Origin of the sequence: Streptomyces olivochromogenes, assembly GCF_021538895.1 — a bacterium.
Taxonomy (GTDB): Bacteria; Actinomycetota; Actinomycetes; order Streptomycetales; family Streptomycetaceae; genus Streptomyces; species Streptomyces olivochromogenes_A.
This window is the reverse complement of record NZ_JADDRL010000018.1, coordinates 28,248-43,891: the sequence shown is the minus strand read 5'-3', so window position 1 is coordinate 43,891 and position 15,644 is coordinate 28,248. Positions and strand designations below refer to the sequence as shown.

Below are 15,644 nucleotides of genomic sequence, written 5' to 3'. Positions count from 1 at the left end.
GTCTTCCTTGACCGTGATGACCTTTCCCTGGCTTTGCTGTTCAGGCTGGTCAGCGCGGCCCATGACGTTCCCGTGAGGGGCCCTCGGAGGCCCCTGGGAACGGGTGGCTGGGTTCATGGGAACGGACAGCAGATCTTCACGACTAGGGGAGGCGCCGCCGTCCGGCGCTGTTCGATTGCGGCGGTAGTAGTTCCGCTTCAACCCTCCGCGACCGCCACGCAGGCCATTGCCGCCCTCCGAGCCTCGAACACGATTGCGGGAGCTGGGTGCGATCATGCATGCATGAACCATCTCGGCGACGCGAACCTGCGCACCTGGACGCTGCGCGTTACGGCGCTCCTGGCGGCCGACACCCGAGATCAACTTGCCTGGCTGGGCGAGCGTGAGCTGGAGACGAAGGACGTCGTTGAAGAGGTGGAGCTCATGTGTCGCGTGTCCGAAGGGCTCGCGGAGCGCGGAGCAATCGAGCCTGAGGACCAGCGTCATCTTCGGGCCATCGGCCGTCGCATAGGCGAGATCGATGCCACCCGCCGCCTCGGCCTCTGGGACAACGCTCTGGCCACGGATTCGGCGTGGGACGACCTTCGTTCTCTCGCTCGCCAGTTTCTCCTCACGAGGCTGGGCGACTGGCATCAGCCACTGCCACGCCTCGTGCCCCCGCCCATGGGCGACCACTGAGCCGTCCAGGCTGCCTGCGCGACTCTGACACAGTCGGCGCCGCCCACTGGAAGGCGGTGCTACTGCGGCCAGTCGTGCGGGCCGCGGGCACGTTGTGGAAGGACCACCCCCATCGTTCCTGCCCAGTCCCTGGCCGGGCGCCACTCCGCATCTTCCAGTTCGTGAGGTCCTCGACCAGGAGTGTCCACGGTCTGCCGCTTCTTCCCAGGGAGGGCCTGACGGGTCGGTACGGGAGAGCCGTCGCAGGGCAAGACCGATGTTTCCCTCGCGGACGCCCCTGGCGAGCCACCTCACCAGGACCTCTGTCTCGGATACGCCCGTCGGCGACACCGCCTGCTGTATGGCTGTTGGCCGTGTCACCTCTGTTGACTCAAAGGCGGGGGAATCTGGTCCGTACGACCGAGCCCGTCGCGGCCGAACTCGGCACCATGATCGAAGATCCGTGGCGGAGCCGGGGATTGTGCGCCGTTTTGGTGCAGCATGTCCGCATGCAGGCCCGCGACTTCGGCTGCTCATCGATGGTCGTCATGACCTGCTCGGACAACGTGCGGATGCTCAAGATCACGGGCACTCGGCGCCGACCGGCCGGTCATCCGCAGTTCGACCGTCGATCTCACGGTCCCCGTCGAATAGCCCGATGGATCGCTCTGCGTTCGCCTGGCCCGGACAGATGGACCACGGCCTGCGCGGCGACTCGCTGGACCAGCAGACGGAGACGGCGTGGCCCTGGCCGACGACTTCAAGGGCGTGGAGTGGTCCACGCTTTCCCTCCCCGTGGACGGGGTGGCGGCCTCGTTCTGCTGCCGGGAGTCCGAGTGGCTGGGTCCTTGCCCGGCACGACGGAGGCGGGCGTGCACCTGGGGGCGTACGGGCGCGGGATGAGCGCGTACGGCCCGGGATTCGCCGTGGTCGAGGACATCGCTGCCTACGCCTGACCTGCCGGGCCCGGGTGCGCTGCCTCCCGGGCCCTGTCGGTGGTTGGTCCCCTCAGTGCGGCGTCAGACTCTTCCAGATCGTCACGATGGCCACCGTCTGGACGAGGACCCAGGCGATCTGAACGGACAGGCCGCGCAGCCGGTAGACGAACAGCAGCAGGGCGAAACGGCTGGGCAGGTACTGCCGGTCCTTGCGGAAGGTCGCCAGGTCCACCCAGATGCTGGTGAGCGTCAGGACGCACAGGAGGAGCGCGGCGTACAGGAGCAGCTGGCGGGGATCCGTGTCGATGACATGGAGGAACGCGGCGGCCAGTACTACGGGGGCGCCGTAGGCGGCGGTGAGGAGCCACGCCCGTGCCTGGCTCCGGCGTCCCGGCAGCAGACGCCACAGAGCCCCGAGCGTGAAGCCGGCCGCCGCCCATGCCATCTGATAGAGGATCAGGTCGGCGACGAGTTCCGGAATGCCGACAGGGGTGAACAGAATCTGCGCTCGCCCGTAGGGCTCCTGCGCCTGGTAGTAGAGCAGCAGCCCGGTGGCCGGCAGTCCGAACCAAAATGCCAGACGCGCCGCACGGACCGCATTGGACCACCAGCGCCCGTCCGGTCCCCAGGCCAGGGCGATGTCCAGCACCGAGATCTGCTCCGGCGGATCGGCTCCATCGCACGCGGTGACCAGCCAATTGTGCAGGTCTTCCAGCTCTTTCTCGAGCCCCTCGTAGGTCACCCCGCCTGCATGCCCCTGGTCCACCAGGCGCATCTGGTGGTTGACGTTGAGGTAGTGGCGGGCCTTCTCCAGCAATTCGTGCCGGTGCGGCTCGGTGCCCAGCCTCTTCGCATAGAAACTCTCGCCCATCCGGCTCAACACGGACCAGCGGCGCCCGACGCCGAGGACGACGTACACGGCGGCGATGTTCAGCACCAGCCAGACGCCGTACAGTGCGCTGGTACCCGCGAACTTCGCCGCCCGCTGTCCGACGAAGAAGGCGAAAAGGGCGACGGTCAGCAGGAGATCCAGCTTGCTCGGCCCGGGGGAGAACCGCTCGAATAGGCGGCGGCCCTGTGTCCGGGCCGGCCTGTTGCGGTAACCCAGCAGCGCCAGCAGGGCGATGCCTGTCAGTACCCAGCTGTAGGCGAAGATCCATTTCAGGTCGCTGAAGAAGAAGTTCCCCAGCAGCTTGCTCTGGTACGCGTTGTACGCGGCAGGGTCGTACTGCTCGGCGAGCCAGTTGACGCGTCGCCACTGTTTCTCGTTCGCCTGCCAGGCGAACGCGAGCAGAATCCCGGCGACGGCCGTCAGCAGACATCCGACGGCGGCCACGCACTGCGCCGGGACCCTGTCCCACTGCCGGGTCCAGCGCTCGCGCAGCAATCCTCCTTCGTGCGCGAATCGCCAGGCCCAGGCGAGCATCGCGGCCAGCCACAGCCACACGGTCGCGAGGCCGACCAGGACAAGTCCGGTGCGGCCCAGGGCCGTTGTCGTCCCCGGCTCCAGGTTCTCCGGAAGACCGAAGACACCGTGGGCCACGATCACCAGCAGGCCGATCCCCGCGACCGCACACGTGGTTGCCGTGACGGCGCGAGCCTGACGACGCCGGCTGCCGCGGAGGCCGCCGGACCGGGCCGGCTCGTCAGGGCCGGAGCCAGGTGCGGTCGGTGGCGCGCCGAGGACCCAGGGGCGGGCGACGAGCACCAGGGCCAGGCCCGCGTAGATGCAGAGGACGGCGTACGACCGGGGCGTGACTCCCCGCTGTGTGAGCAGCAGCAGCGCCAGGGCGACCGCCCCGCTGAGTACGGCCCACTCCAGCAGCGTTCGCGTGAAGCTCGTGCTGTGTCCGGTGTCGGTGTCGGGGACATCCGCCGCCGGTTGCTGGGCCACGTCCCCCGCCGGTGGTTGGGGCGGCGTCCCGTGCGCGGCGGCTGTTCCGGGGCGCCGCGCACGGAGTGCGGCCACAGCGATCAGGATCGAGGCGCACACCCACCACGAGGCGATGCCCGCGGTGGGCCAGAGCGACTGGGTGAGCGTCGCCGACAGTCGGCGCTGCCAGGGCGGATCGACCTCCACCTGGACCTCTTGGGGCAGCCTGTTCTTCCACACCAGCTCGTTCCCCGTGGAGGACGACGCCCGTTCCACGAGGTCGTTGAAGCCGAGGCCGCCCAGATCGGCCTCGATCCGCTTCCACCGGACGGTCTGAAGTGTCGGCGGCCACAGGTAGACCATCCACGTTCTCCCCGTGGGGACGATTTCCCAGGGGCCCACGGGGAAGGGCTTGTCCGTGGTGATCCAGTTGTACGCGACGTAGCGCACCTCGACCGAGGAGTCGGTGGCCCTCACCACGGGATCGCGGGGATGCCACTCGTTGCGCGCCCCGGGAGTCTCGTCGCCGAGCAGCAGACACCGCATGGCCATGCGGTACTGCCGGGAATGCACGCTGAACGTCAGCTGCTTGGCGAGCGGCCAACCTCTCGGCACCCGCACCGTCATGTCGGAGACGAGCCAGGGGTGCGACTGCTCGTGGTGCCGCAATCGCAAGGTGGCCTCGACGCTGCTGTCCTTGAGGCGTTCTGACTGGCAGCCGGCACCGGGGTCCCGCCGCTGTTGCGCCGACGCCGGATCGCACGTCCACACGCATGACACCAGCATCACGAGTAACAGCAGCCGCCGCCACCATCGAGTCATCGCCATAGGGCCGACACCTCTCCCTGTCCCCGGCGAATCTAGACAAAGCGTCGTATCTGTCATGCACAGACACACGTCGAACCCCTGACACATACCCCCTTGGGTGTGCCAGTGGCATTTGCGGGGCCCGGTTCGGCGCCCGACAATGGAAGCCGGTGACCGTCAGCCGATTGACGGAGGACTCATGACCGACACCCAGGTGGGCGTCCCGCGCAAGCCGCTTCCCCGCTTCGAGGAGGCCGAAGGGCTGGGACCCCAGGACGCCGAGTTCGTCGAGGACCTGGTCGCGGTTCTGGCCAAGCACGGGAATCTGAACCGTTTCGGCCTGTGCCTGCTGCACGACCACTTCCCGCTCCGCGCGGACGAGGTGCTGGTGGAGACGAACGACCCCGAGACCCGCACGCTGCACGCCCACGTCGAGAGGGCGGACGGGACACGGCACGCCAAGGCGTCGCAGTGGCGGTTCGTGCCCCACGCCGACGGCGAGGCGGACGCGGAGCCGGCAGCAGGCCCCTGCCAGGAGATCATGCTGTGCACCACGCTCGACCTGTGCCCGGGGCGCGAGCACGAACGGCACGAACGCCGCTCCGACCACTAGGAGCAGGACGCCGGAGCGAGACCTGCGACGACGGGGCGCCGTCCGTGGCGGAGGGCGCCCCTTCGCCAATGGCGGACCCGGAGCGGGCGACCTAGTTGGCCGGAACGTCGCGACTATGTTCGGACGGATATCGGCAGGGCCGCCGCACACCGCTCGCCAAGCCCCGGTGGCCGCCTCTCGGGTACCGGACGAACTCGGCTCCTGTGGCGAGCTGGACTGGTCCTGGTGTGCGATCGACTCCGTCAGCGTCCGGGCCCTCGAAGGGGGCAGCTGACAGGAGCGAATCCGACCGACCGCGGCAAGAACGGGTCGAAAATCCACCTGATCGTCGACCGCCGCGGTCTGCCCCTGTCGATCGGCATGTCCGCCGCGAACCTCCACGACAGCCAGGCCCTCATCCCGCTGGTCCGCGGCATCCAGCCCATAGGAACGCTGCCTGGCTATCGGTCTTCTCGGGGATGATGCGTGGCAATGCAGACACCAACCTGTGGCAACACCGAGACGTCGCGCGGCTACGCTCCGTATATGGCGCTCATTGATCCTGCGGTCACTCCGATTCTGACGCTCGCAGGCTTAGCTGTGTCCACAACCTCGCTCATCGTCGCTACCTACGTAGCCCGCGCCGGTGGCCCCAAAGTCACCACGCAGTGCTATTTCGTGGCAGAGGGCGACCAGTACCTGCTGCGTCTGGTCATCCACAACGGTGGACGATCGGCCGCGGACGTCACCGTGCAGCATCTACACGTCCGCATGGGTTGGGACTCAAAGCCCACACGTGACGTAAACGAGAAGCTGCAACCACAGTTCGAAGTGACATATCCCTTCCGGCTGGAAGGGCACTCAACCGTTGAGTGGTCTGCACCTGCCTCGGAGTTGGTGAAGATGGCTAAGGGGCACATCCTCGACCAACGCTGGTATCTGTACCTCACCGTCGGGCGGAGGCGCCGCAAGGTCCACGTCCCGCGTCGCTCGATCACGCGCCCCAACGAGGCGACGCACCCTCTGAACTGACACAGACAACCGCTCCTGGCCTCCGCTCGATGTGCAGCGGCCACGTGCCATGCTCTTCGGGCCTGGATAGGAGTGGCATGCCTGTGGCACGCACCCGAACAAGACAAAGGGCCAGACCGGGAGAAAACCTCTCCTGAGCCGGCCCTTCTCTCTGTGCCCCCGGCAGGATTCGAACCTGCGACACCCGCTTTAGGAGAGGGGCTATTGCTTGCCCTGTCTGTGATGGCCTTTCCTTAGATTCACCGTTCCTGCTGGTCAGTGCGATGCGGTCTTCCGCCCTCGTCTGATCTTTCCCTGTCCTCACTCGGCCTTCCGTTCCCATGAGGGGGCCTCGGAGGCCCCTGGGAACGGCGGCGGGGGAGTCGGCTGAGGCCAGCCGCGGTCACCGAAGCGGTGAGCACCGCAGACCCCTTGCGGGCGCCAAAGCCCCGCACCGAGCAGGGTGTCGGGGCCCTCGGCCATCTCCGCGGCCACGTTGCCTGGGCCGCGGAGCGCAGGAGCGGCCCGAGCCACCCGCGCTGTTCAGCTTGGGAAGCGACGGCGCTTTCAACCATTGCGGTCAACTGACCAGGCACGGCAGGCTCGCTGACCCATCGGACACGCCCTGGCCCGGTGCTTTCACGAAGTGCGGCTCCGGTGGTATCCACGAATCACAATGACCACCTCTGGCCTGGGACGATAGGGATCGTCGAAGGTTCACGCCGCCGCAGGCACAGACGTATTCTCCGGGTGAACAAGCGCAGAGGCTCGTACCCGTGAGGCGGTGTTGAGGGCAATGGCCTGGGCACGGGGCGGGGGTGCCGCCCGGGCCTGTGATTCGGTGGCCGAGCGCTGATCGTGCGGCGCGCGGTGTCAAAGCAGTGAGGTCCTTTGCAGTCTTGGCAAACGGGCGCTTCTCAACCGGGCTGGCGGGCCGCTTCCTGTCGGAGAGCGCGGATGATCTCGGTGGCGGCTGGTGGGCATGGTCCGGGAAGGCGGGCGAGGACCACCCGTCTGCGTTCAGCGGGGCCGCCCTGGACCTCGACCAGTCGCACGCCGGGTGGGACGGCGTCGGCCAGACCGGGCGGCACGGTGGTGATACCGCATCCGGCCGCGACCAGATGCAGCTTGGTCAGCCAATCGCGGGCGGTGTGGACGATCCGGGGCCGCCCTGGTGCGCCGGGCCAGACGCCCATCGCCGGCTCGGCGGCGCTTGAGGGACCGGCGATCCAGTCCTGGTCGGCCAACGCCTCCAACTCCACGGCGTCCTCTGCCGCCAGGGCGCTGCCGGCCGGTACCGCGAGTAGCAGCGTCGTCTCGCTGAGGGTCAGGTATTCCAGGGGCGGAGCCTGGTCGTCCAGCGGCCGATGCGGTGGCCGGGAAGCGAGGATCGCCAGGTCGATGGTGCGCGCCCGTAGCGCCCGGACCAGCGCCGGGGTCGTGGCCTCTCGCGTGGTGACTCCGATACGGGGATGCGTGCGGCGTAGCGCGGCCAGGGCCCGTGGCAGGATCAGCACCCCGGCGCTGGGGAAGGTGCCCAGGCGCACGGTGCCGCGCTCAGGCGGAAGGCCCTTGAGTTCGCGGTCTGCTGCGGCGACTGCGTCGAGCGCCACCACGGCGTGCCGCAGCAGGGTGAGCCCGGCGGCGGTCAGCGTGACGCCGCCCGCCTGGCGGTCGAACAGGCGCTGTCCCGTGGCGCGTTCCAGCGCGGCGGCCTGCCGTGAGACGGCGGACTGCGTATACCCGAGCTCCGTGGCCGCGGCGGTGAAGCTGCCGCGTTCAGCGATCTCGCGCAGTACCCGTAGGCCGGTGAGTGAGGGCTCCATGACAGTCAGGCATACCAGCCATGCCGGACTTTCGCTGGCCGCATGGAGTGCCCGGACCTAGCGTTGCCGGTGTCAGCCGCGCCGATGAGTGCGACGGCGGATCCCGATTCCCGAGGAGCCTTACCATGCCATTTGTCGAAATCTACCTCCGCAAGGGCAAGACGCCGGAGTTCCGCAAGGCCGTGTCCAGGGCGGTGCACGAGTCGATGCGGCAGGTGTTCCAGATCCCCGAGGACGACTTCTTCCACGTCGTGCACGACATGGAGCCGGGCGACATTCTGCAGGCGCCGACGTTCTTCGGTGTCGAGCGCAGCGCCGACTCAGTGATCATCCGGATGACGTTCAACCACCGGCCGCCCGCGCAGAAAGCCGAGCTGTTCGAAGCCGTTGCCGACTGCCTCGTTGAGGCTGTGGGGATGCGCCGCGAGGACGTCCTGCTGACCGTCCTGGAGACCGCCGCGGAGAACTGGTGGGCACAGGGACGGACCATCGATGCCGAGACCGGGTTCGACACCCGGATGAGCCCCGAGGCCATGGCCGCCGGCCGGGTTGACTGACGCCGGCACCGCTGCCGGGCCCTGGCACGGACAGGGCGAGGCAAACGGCGCCGCCGTTGGGCCATGTATTGCGACCTGCCCTGCCGAACCGGCAGCGCCACCGGCTGCCCGGATGGAGCAGCAGCGCAGCGCGGTTACGCCATCGCACGGGTCAACTCGGTGCCGGGGCCCACTGACTTCGTTGACGACACTGCCTGACCTTCGTCCATGAGAAGGCCCACGCCGGTCACCCTCTCAACGAGGCCGCCGGCACTCTCGCGAAGCTTTATCGGCATGGCCAGCGGAGCCCTCAGTGCCGACCGCCCCGTCCCGCGGGGACCCCGGAGCCTCGGTGCGTGTCGCCTGCCGCCCGGTCGGAACACCGGCCTGGGCGAGGAGGCACAGGGCTGCCGCTGACGTGGTGCCGGCGTCGGCGGTCGCCACGACTATGCGCTGGCCCTCCTCCTGCGGGACGTTGAGGGTTTGGAGGTTGAGCTGCATGCTGCCTACGAGCGGATGGTGCATGCGGTATGTCGCGAGGTCCCATTTCCTGACCCGGTGCTCGAACCACATCACGGCGAACTCGGCGCTGTTCATGGTCAGTTCACCGATCAGCGCGGCCAGCCGAGGGTCGTCCGGATGCTGCCCGGCGGCGAGCCGCAGCTTCCCCACCACGTCCCTGGCCTTCTTCGGCCAGTCCACGTACAGGTCCCGGGTGTGCGCGTCCCGGAAGACCAGCCGAGCCGTGTTCGGGCGCTGGTCGGGCTGATCGGGGATGTGCGGGTCCAGATGCCCGGCGAACAGTGCGTGTCCCGTGCGGTTCCAGGCCAGTACGTCGCTGCTGCGCCCGAGCACGATCGCGGGTGCGTCGCCGAACGCACTGAGCAGCTGTCGGGTCGTGTCGCCCGCTCGTTCTGGCGCGGGCCTGCGCCGGGTGCCGGTGCGGCGCGAAGCGCGGGCCAGGTCGTGCAGGTGGGCACGCTCCACCTCGTCCAGCCCGAGGGCACGGGCCAGCGCGTCCAGCACCTCCGGTGACGCGTTGAGCGAGAGCCCCTGCTCCAGCCGCGTGTAGTAGGACAGGCCCACTCCGGCGAGCTGGGCCAGTTCGTCACGGCGCAGCCCCGGCACACGCCGGCGCTCTCCGAAATCCGGGAGTCCCACGTCCGCCGGCCGCAACTGCGCCCGACGTGTCCTGAGGAACTCCCCCAGCCGGGGCTGCTCGTCCATGCACCGAGTATCGGGCACCGGGAGGCCGCGCAGCCTGCCCCTGCCATGGGCAGGCTGCGCGCGGCCGCCGCCAGCACACTCGGAGCACTTGCCCACCACCATTCACCATTCACCATCCGTGGCACCAACGAAGGGAAACAACATGTCCGCGCTGTACACCACCGAGGCCCTGTCGACCGGTGACGGTCGCAACGGTGAAGTCCGGTCCCTCGACGGCGTCCTGGACGAAGTCCTGGCGATCCCGAAGGAGATGGGCGGCCCCGGTGGCGACAAGACCAACCCGGAGCAGCTCTTCGCCGCCGGATACGCCGCCTGCTTCCATAACGGGCTGCGCCTGATCGCGCGCGAGCGGGGCGTCCAACTGCTGTCCTCCACCGTGCAGTCGAAGGTGAGCCTGCTCGCGCGGGAGACCGGCGGTTTCACCCTGGCCGTGTCTCTGACCGCGCATCTGCCGGGCCTGGACCAGCCCACCGCCGACCAGTTGGTGCAGGCCACCCATGAAGTGTGCCCGTACTCCAACGCCACCCGGGGGAACATCGAGGTGACCCTCAAGGCCACGGTCCAGTAGGGGAGTTCAGGGGCTCAGGGGGCTTCAGGAGGGGGCAGCCGGGGTCCGTTCGGTCTGCGGGACTCCCTCCGTCGAGGCACCGTCACGGTCCTGGCGGGCGTGATCCTTGTCCTGCGAGGCGTCTCGGCCACTGGTGGTTTGCGCGGCCTTGGCGCAGGCCGGTGGAGCGGGGCCTGCACTGCGCGACCTGGTGGATCGTGGTGCCGCCGCTCCGTTCGCGTTCGTGACGCCCGGGCCGGACGTCGCTCACAGATCGCGCCGCCCGGCAACGCCGGCGCTCCACTCCCGCGCTCTCCTTGCCGCGCTCCTGCTGTCGAAGCCCTGAGCTGACCCAACATCCCACAGCACAGAAACCGCATACCAAGTGATCGACATACTCGCCTGTGTTCCGCCGCCGCGTTCCACGCGCGACCGCATCGCACCCCTGACATCCACTGCCGCCCGGCCGGCCGCGGACGGCGGTACGGACGCGTGAAGTCCAAGCCCGATCCGCTGTCCATGGCGGCGATGGCGGTCACCGTGCTCTCCGTCTCGGCCACTGCCCCGCTCACCGCCGCGGCCTCCGCCTCACCGCTCGCCATGGCCTTCTGGCGCAACTGCCTGGGCTTCGCCGTACTCGGGCCTCTCCTGTTGTTGCTGCGCCGTCGCGAGGTGGTGCGCGTCGCGCGCGGCGAGCGCAGCGTCCTGCGCCGCGAGCAGTGGCGGCCCCTGGTCTGCGGCTTCCTTGCGGCCACGTCGCTCGCCCTCCACTTCGCCTCCTTCATGACGAGCACCCGGCTGACCTCGGTCGCCATGTCCACGGCGCTCGTGGCCACCCAGCCCGTCTGGCAGGCCCTCATCGCCGCGGGCCAGGGCGTCCGGACGTCCCGCCGGACATGGGCGGGTCTCGCGCTCTCCGTGGTGGGAGCGGCCGCGGCGGGCGGTCTCGACATCAGGTCCGGCGGTACGGCGCTGCTGGGGGACCTGCTCGCCCTCGTCGGGGCCATCGCCCAGGCCGGGTACACCGCGTTGAGCGAACGGTCGCGGGCGGATGTGAGCACACCGCTGTATTCGACGTTCACCTCGCTGGTCTGCGGTCTGGAACTCCTCGCCGTCTGCCGGCTGGCCCGCATCCCGCTGACGGGCTTCGACAGATCCACGCAACTGTCACTGCTCGGGCTGCTGGTCCTTCCCCAGATCCTGGGGCTCGGCTCACTGAACTTCGCCCTCGGCAGGACATCGGCGACGACCATGAGCGTCTGCTCCTGCTGGAGACCCCCGTGGCGGCGCTCGCCGCGTGGTGGTTCATGGGGCAGGGCATCAAGCCCGCGACCGCGCCCGGGCTCCTGTTGATCATCGTCGGCGTCACGGTCGTGGTGACGAGCGGCGGCGTGGAACAAGCCACGGCACAGCAGGGAAGACACCGCAGTACAGGAATACCGCCGTACCCGGCCTACGCCCCGTACACACCCCAGCCCCCGCCCACACCGCAGCACCCGACGTTCCCGGACTCCGCCGAACAGGACCCCAGAGTTGACTGGGCGAGGTACACCGAGGACGAGAGCCCAACGGTCACCCTCACCTATCGGGAGTAGCGTCGAGGTACGCCCAAAAGCCGCGAGTACTTGGTCTTACGGTTCGGCTCGATGACGGCCGTCACCCATTCGGCCGAACGTCGTTGGTGGTGAAACTGACTGCTGTCTGGGCCCGGGGCGGGACTGCGACCTCGATCGAGTGGGCCGCGAGTCCGCGCTTCAAGCGGCTGGTCACCGCGCATGAGCTGCACTTGTTCTTCGCACCGACGCGGGAGGAGGCAGCGTGGGCCGCTGAGCGGATGGACTCCGATGGCCATCAGCGCGCTGTTGCCGGCGCTGACGTTGTATGGGTGGTGGAGGGCTTCGGCGGGTTCGCGGGGCAGTACGAGCAGATCGATAAGGTCTCCGCGCATCACGACGACTTCTGGGAGGTGCTGCTGTACGGGCAGCTCGGCCGAGGCCGGTCGGTGGTGTCCGACCTGGCGGAGAAGCTGGAGTTCACCGCGACGTCTGAGGACGGGCGGGTGCTGCGCGCTCTCGCGCACGTGAGGCGGTACGAGAGTGCCCGCGGCGAGTACAGCAGCGCGCTCGGCGAGAACGTCAAGCCGGTCGACATCTCCTTCGCCACGCAGAACTGGCGCAAGGCCGTGCTCGACAAGACGCGGCCGGGGCAGTTCGTCCCCAAGCACTTCGAGGCGGTGGACGTCGCGGTGGCCGTCACCTCGGGATAGCGGTCGCGGACCGTGACGGTGATGATGGCTCGGCCGAGCCAGGCGGGGTCGTCGACTTGGACGATGCGGACTCCGGTGGGGACCGCGGCCGCGGCTACTTCGGGGAGTACGGGGAATGCCGAGACCGGTGGCGACAAGGCCGAGCCGAGTGGGCCATTCGCGGGCGGCGCAGGCGATCCGCGGGTGGACCGACGTCGCTGGTCCCTTCAAGGAGCGGCTGAGTACCTGGCGTCAGTGGCAGCCGGTCTCCCTGGCAGCGTTCGGTCAACAACCGGGATCAGAATGAGGTGCTCCCCGCAAGGGAATGAGGGGATGTCAGTTCCCATTGGCGGGCCGAGGGGTGGCTGCGGCCGAACCGCATGGTGGGGGCTACGGCGCAGGCGGTTTGCTGGGCGGTTCCCAGCCGTGTGTGAGGATGTCGAAGATTGCCTCGACGGCGGCTCGGCGGTCCTGCCGACCGCGAGCGAGGGCCGGGATGTCGAGTACGAATCGAGCAAGGGCCACACATGCGAGGTCGTCGTGGTCCACGCCGATCTCGTCGGCGATGGCTGCACTGAGGCTGTCGGTATATCGGGTCCACATGCGTTCGGCGTACGCGCGTAGCACCGGCGTGGAATCCACCAGGTTGGTGAACTCAGCCGCCTGGGGATGTGCCTCGATCGAGGGCCAGGTGTCCAGGACGTGCTGTCGGAGGGCGTCGAGGATGCTCTGACCGGAGGGTCGCTGCCGCACCGCGGCGATCAGTTCTGACTCCCTGTCCTGGTCCTGGTCGAATACCAGGGCTTCCTTACCGCTGAAGTGCTTGAACACCGTAGCGGTCGATACGTCGGCGGCGTCGGCGATGTCACGGATGCCTACTTGATCGTAGCCACGCTCCAGAAAGAGCTGTAGTGCGGCGTCGGCGATTGCCTGCCGGGTGGCCGCCTTCTTGCGGTCGCGGCGGCTGACGGGGGGCACGGTCATGCCTAGAGCGTATCCGATAGTCGAACCCATCGCTAAGTAGAGTCGTTGTACTTTTTTGCTTGTTCTGATTTTATGAGGCTGTGGGCCTGAGCGGAACGTCCTCGCCGGCGTCGTCATCGTCTGCACCGCACCCGCCTGTCGCCGTCCTGTCCATCAAGGGGACGTGCGAGGCGCGTCCATGACCGAGACCGACGCCGGAGTGCCCCGCCCCGCTCTGTTCGCCCGATGACTCCTCTTCACCGACTGGAAGGAACAACCGTGAACTCCCCAGCGCCCGCCACCGCCAGCATCAGCATCATCGGCGCCGGACCCGGCGGGCTGACCTGCGCCCGCATCCTCCAGCAGCGCGGCATCGCGGTCACCGTCTACGACCGCGCCCCGGGCCGCGATGACCGCAATCAGGGCGGAACCCTCGACCTGCACGCCGACAACGGCCAGATCGCCCTGCGTGAAGCCGGCCTGCTCGAGGAGTTCTTCAAGCTGGCCCGCCCCGAAGGGCAGGAGATGCGCCAGCTGGACCCGAGCGGCACGATCAAGTTCCACAAGGTCCCGGAGGCCGACGAGCTCTTCAAGCCGGAAATCGATCGCGGGCAGCTGCGCGACCTGCTGCTGGACTCCCTGCAACCGGGAACCGTGCGCTGGGGCCGAGCTCTCGGCAGGATCACCGGTCCCGCCGACGGGCCGCGGCAGCTGCACTTCACCGACGGCACGACCATCGAGACCGATCTGGTCATCGGCGCCGACGGCGCCTTCTCCCGGGTGCGCCCGGCCGTGTCCCCCGCCGTCCCCGAGTACACGGGGGTGAGCTTCCTGGAGGCCTGGTTCTCCGACGTCGAAAACCGGCACCCCGGCATTGCCGGGCTGGTCGGCCTGGGCGGTGCCGCCGCAGCCGACGGCGATCGCGGTCTGTTCGCCCAGCGCAACAGCGGAGACCACATCCGCGTCTACCTCATCCAGCGGGTCCCGGTCGACTGGATCGGCACGAGCGGCCTGGCCGTCGACAAAACCGACGCCATCCGCGCCCTGCTCCTCGACAGGTACGCCCACTGGTCGCCCCGCCTGCGCCAGATGATCACCGACAACGACGGCCCCTACGTCGACCGCCCGATCTTCGCCCTCCCCGTCCCGCACATCTGGGAGCACAGCCCGACCGTGACCTTGCTCGGCGACGCCGCCCACCTCATGCCCCCGCTCGGCGTCGGCGTCAACCTCGCCATGCTCGACGCCTGCGAACTCGCCCTCGCCCTCGCCGACTCCGCCACCGTCGACGACGCCATCCGCACCTACGAGAAGACCATGCTCCCCCGCTCGACTCAGATGGCCAAGATGCTCGAAGGCGGCGCCGAGCACCTGCTGTCGCCTGACGTCCCCGACTTCAGCGACGACGGCGACACCCAGCCCTGAGCCCCGCCCGCGAGAACAAAGAAGCCGAGAGAAACCCTGCGGGCGGTCAGGCTGCAGAGCCGAGTGGCTGGTCCGGGCCGGCTGGCGCTCTGCGGGCAGGCGGTCTGATGACCGGACCTCGCGCAGGCGCCCCGGGCAGCGGCGGACACCCCGGCGATGCGCGTCGTGGGCGTTCACAAGTCCTACGGTGACGCGCAGGCGGTCCAGGACATCGACCTGACCGTCGAGCAAGGGGATGCGTTCGGTTTTCCTCGACCCCAACGGGGTGGGTAGGACCAGCACGATCGCGACGCTGTGCACCCTGGCGCGCCCCACGTCCGCAACGATCATCTCGTCGTCCGGCACGCCATCAGGCACCGCAACTTTCATACGTGCCGAGAAGATCTGAATCGACATCACCTCGGGTCGCCCCCGGTGGTCGTCCGTGGGAACCCTGTTCGCGCTGACGGAGCCGACCGCAGCACTCACTGTCCGCTGGGCACGATGCCATCAACACAGCCGCGGACGCGGCTTGAATCCACGAAAAAGGTGCCAGCCTCCCGATCGACCTGAAGTCGCTTAAATCGCCCATCATCCCGTTCCCAGGATGTTCCCATTGGGCACACAAAAGACCCTCCGTGGCGTCCACGGAGGGTCCATGCGGCCTCTGACCAGGTGTTTCTCTGTGCCCCCGGCAGGATTCGAACCTGCGACACCCGCTTTAGGAGAGGGTCGATAGCTTGCCCTGTCTGTGATGGCCTTTCCCTGGCCTCACCGTTCCTGCTGGTCAGCGGGGCGTGGTCTTCCGTCCTCGTCTGATCTTTCCCTGTCCTTACTCGACCTTCCGTTCCCATGACGTTCCCATGAAGGGCCTTCGGAGGCCCCTGGGAACGGGGGTGGGGGAGTCGGCTGAGGCCAGCCCGGGTCACCGAAGTGGTGAGCACCGCAGACCCCTTGGGGGCGACAAAGGCCCCGCCCCCGTCACTTCCGTTCTAGTGGTCGTCGCAACACCCCAGTT

Annotated in this window: 13 protein-coding genes and 2 pseudogenes; 11 read left to right on the top strand and 4 right to left on the bottom strand. The window is 68.5% G+C overall.

Going from position 1 to position 15,644, the window contains the following annotated elements:
• Nucleotides 1-282 precede the first annotated feature (282 nt).
• Both IPZ69_RS11635 and IPZ69_RS11630 read left to right on the top strand, forming a co-directional pair.
• Nucleotides 283-678, top strand: a complete 396-nt coding sequence (locus tag IPZ69_RS11635) for a hypothetical protein (protein WP_235453985.1) — start codon at nucleotides 283-285, stop codon at nucleotides 676-678.
• A 649-nt stretch (nucleotides 679-1,327) separates the two neighbouring features.
• Nucleotides 1,328-1,613: pseudogene (locus tag IPZ69_RS11630) on the top strand (hypothetical protein); the annotation flags it as partial.
• Between the two features lie 52 nt (nucleotides 1,614-1,665).
• Here IPZ69_RS11630 and IPZ69_RS11625 read toward each other — a convergent pair.
• Nucleotides 1,666-4,296, bottom strand: a complete 2,631-nt coding sequence (locus IPZ69_RS11625) for a DUF6185 family protein (protein WP_235453984.1) — start codon at nucleotides 4,294-4,296, stop codon at nucleotides 1,666-1,668.
• Between the two features lie 178 nt (nucleotides 4,297-4,474).
• On the opposite strand from IPZ69_RS11625, the gene IPZ69_RS11620 reads away from it, so the two are divergent.
• From IPZ69_RS11620 to IPZ69_RS11610, 3 genes and pseudogenes are all read left to right on the top strand, one after another.
• A complete protein-coding gene (locus IPZ69_RS11620; RefSeq protein ID WP_235453983.1) occupies nucleotides 4,475-4,888 on the top strand; it encodes a hypothetical protein in 414 nt (137 codons plus the stop codon).
• A 273-nt stretch (nucleotides 4,889-5,161) separates the two neighbouring features.
• Nucleotides 5,162-5,296: pseudogene (locus IPZ69_RS47735) on the top strand (transposase); the annotation flags it as partial.
• A 57-nt stretch (nucleotides 5,297-5,353) separates the two neighbouring features.
• Nucleotides 5,354-5,899 (top strand): hypothetical protein, encoded by a 546-nt coding sequence (locus IPZ69_RS11610; protein WP_235453982.1) that lies wholly within the window; start codon nucleotides 5,354-5,356, stop codon nucleotides 5,897-5,899.
• Nucleotides 5,900-6,795: 896 nt separating this feature from the next.
• Here the strand turns inward: IPZ69_RS11610 and IPZ69_RS11605 are convergent.
• Complete coding sequence (locus IPZ69_RS11605) at nucleotides 6,796-7,704, bottom strand: LysR family transcriptional regulator (RefSeq protein ID WP_235453981.1); 909 nt, start codon at nucleotides 7,702-7,704, stop codon at nucleotides 6,796-6,798.
• 125 nt (nucleotides 7,705-7,829) lie between these two features.
• On the opposite strand from IPZ69_RS11605, the gene IPZ69_RS11600 reads away from it, so the two are divergent.
• A complete protein-coding gene (locus IPZ69_RS11600) occupies nucleotides 7,830-8,261 on the top strand; it encodes a tautomerase family protein (protein WP_235453980.1) in 432 nt (143 codons plus the stop codon).
• Nucleotides 8,262-8,495: 234 nt separating this feature from the next.
• Here the strand turns inward: IPZ69_RS11600 and IPZ69_RS11595 are convergent, their stop codons facing one another.
• Nucleotides 8,496-9,467, bottom strand: a complete 972-nt coding sequence (locus IPZ69_RS11595) for a helix-turn-helix transcriptional regulator (RefSeq protein ID WP_235453979.1) — start codon at nucleotides 9,465-9,467, stop codon at nucleotides 8,496-8,498.
• A gap of 142 nt (nucleotides 9,468-9,609) precedes the next feature.
• Here IPZ69_RS11595 and IPZ69_RS11590 point away from each other — a divergent pair, with 142 nt between their 5' ends.
• The 4 genes from IPZ69_RS11590 to IPZ69_RS11575 all read left to right on the top strand — a co-directional run bounded on the left by IPZ69_RS11590 (nucleotide 9,610) and on the right by IPZ69_RS11575 (nucleotide 12,280).
• Nucleotides 9,610-10,035, top strand: coding sequence for an organic hydroperoxide resistance protein (locus IPZ69_RS11590; RefSeq protein ID WP_235453978.1), 426 nt, complete (start codon nucleotides 9,610-9,612; stop codon nucleotides 10,033-10,035).
• 471 nt (nucleotides 10,036-10,506) lie between these two features.
• Nucleotides 10,507-11,367, top strand: a complete 861-nt coding sequence (locus tag IPZ69_RS11585) for a DMT family transporter (RefSeq protein ID WP_235453977.1) — start codon at nucleotides 10,507-10,509, stop codon at nucleotides 11,365-11,367.
• Nucleotides 11,322-11,609, top strand: coding sequence for a hypothetical protein (locus IPZ69_RS11580; RefSeq protein WP_235453976.1), 288 nt, complete (start codon nucleotides 11,322-11,324; stop codon nucleotides 11,607-11,609). The genes IPZ69_RS11585 and IPZ69_RS11580 overlap by 46 nt, the downstream gene beginning before the upstream one ends.
• A gap of 89 nt (nucleotides 11,610-11,698) precedes the next feature.
• The gene (locus tag IPZ69_RS11575; protein ID WP_235453975.1) at nucleotides 11,699-12,280 is read left to right on the top strand and encodes a hypothetical protein; all 582 of its coding nucleotides are present in this window, start codon (nucleotides 11,699-11,701) and stop codon (nucleotides 12,278-12,280) included.
• 369 nt (nucleotides 12,281-12,649) lie between these two features.
• On the opposite strand, the gene IPZ69_RS11570 is transcribed toward IPZ69_RS11575, so the two are convergent.
• Nucleotides 12,650-13,243, bottom strand: coding sequence for a TetR/AcrR family transcriptional regulator (locus tag IPZ69_RS11570; protein WP_235453974.1), 594 nt, complete (start codon nucleotides 13,241-13,243; stop codon nucleotides 12,650-12,652).
• A gap of 258 nt (nucleotides 13,244-13,501) precedes the next feature.
• Between IPZ69_RS11570 and IPZ69_RS11565 the strand changes: the two genes are divergently transcribed.
• Complete coding sequence (locus IPZ69_RS11565) at nucleotides 13,502-14,647, top strand: FAD-dependent oxidoreductase (protein WP_235453973.1); 1,146 nt, start codon at nucleotides 13,502-13,504, stop codon at nucleotides 14,645-14,647.
• Nucleotides 14,648-15,644: the final 997 nt, after the last annotated feature.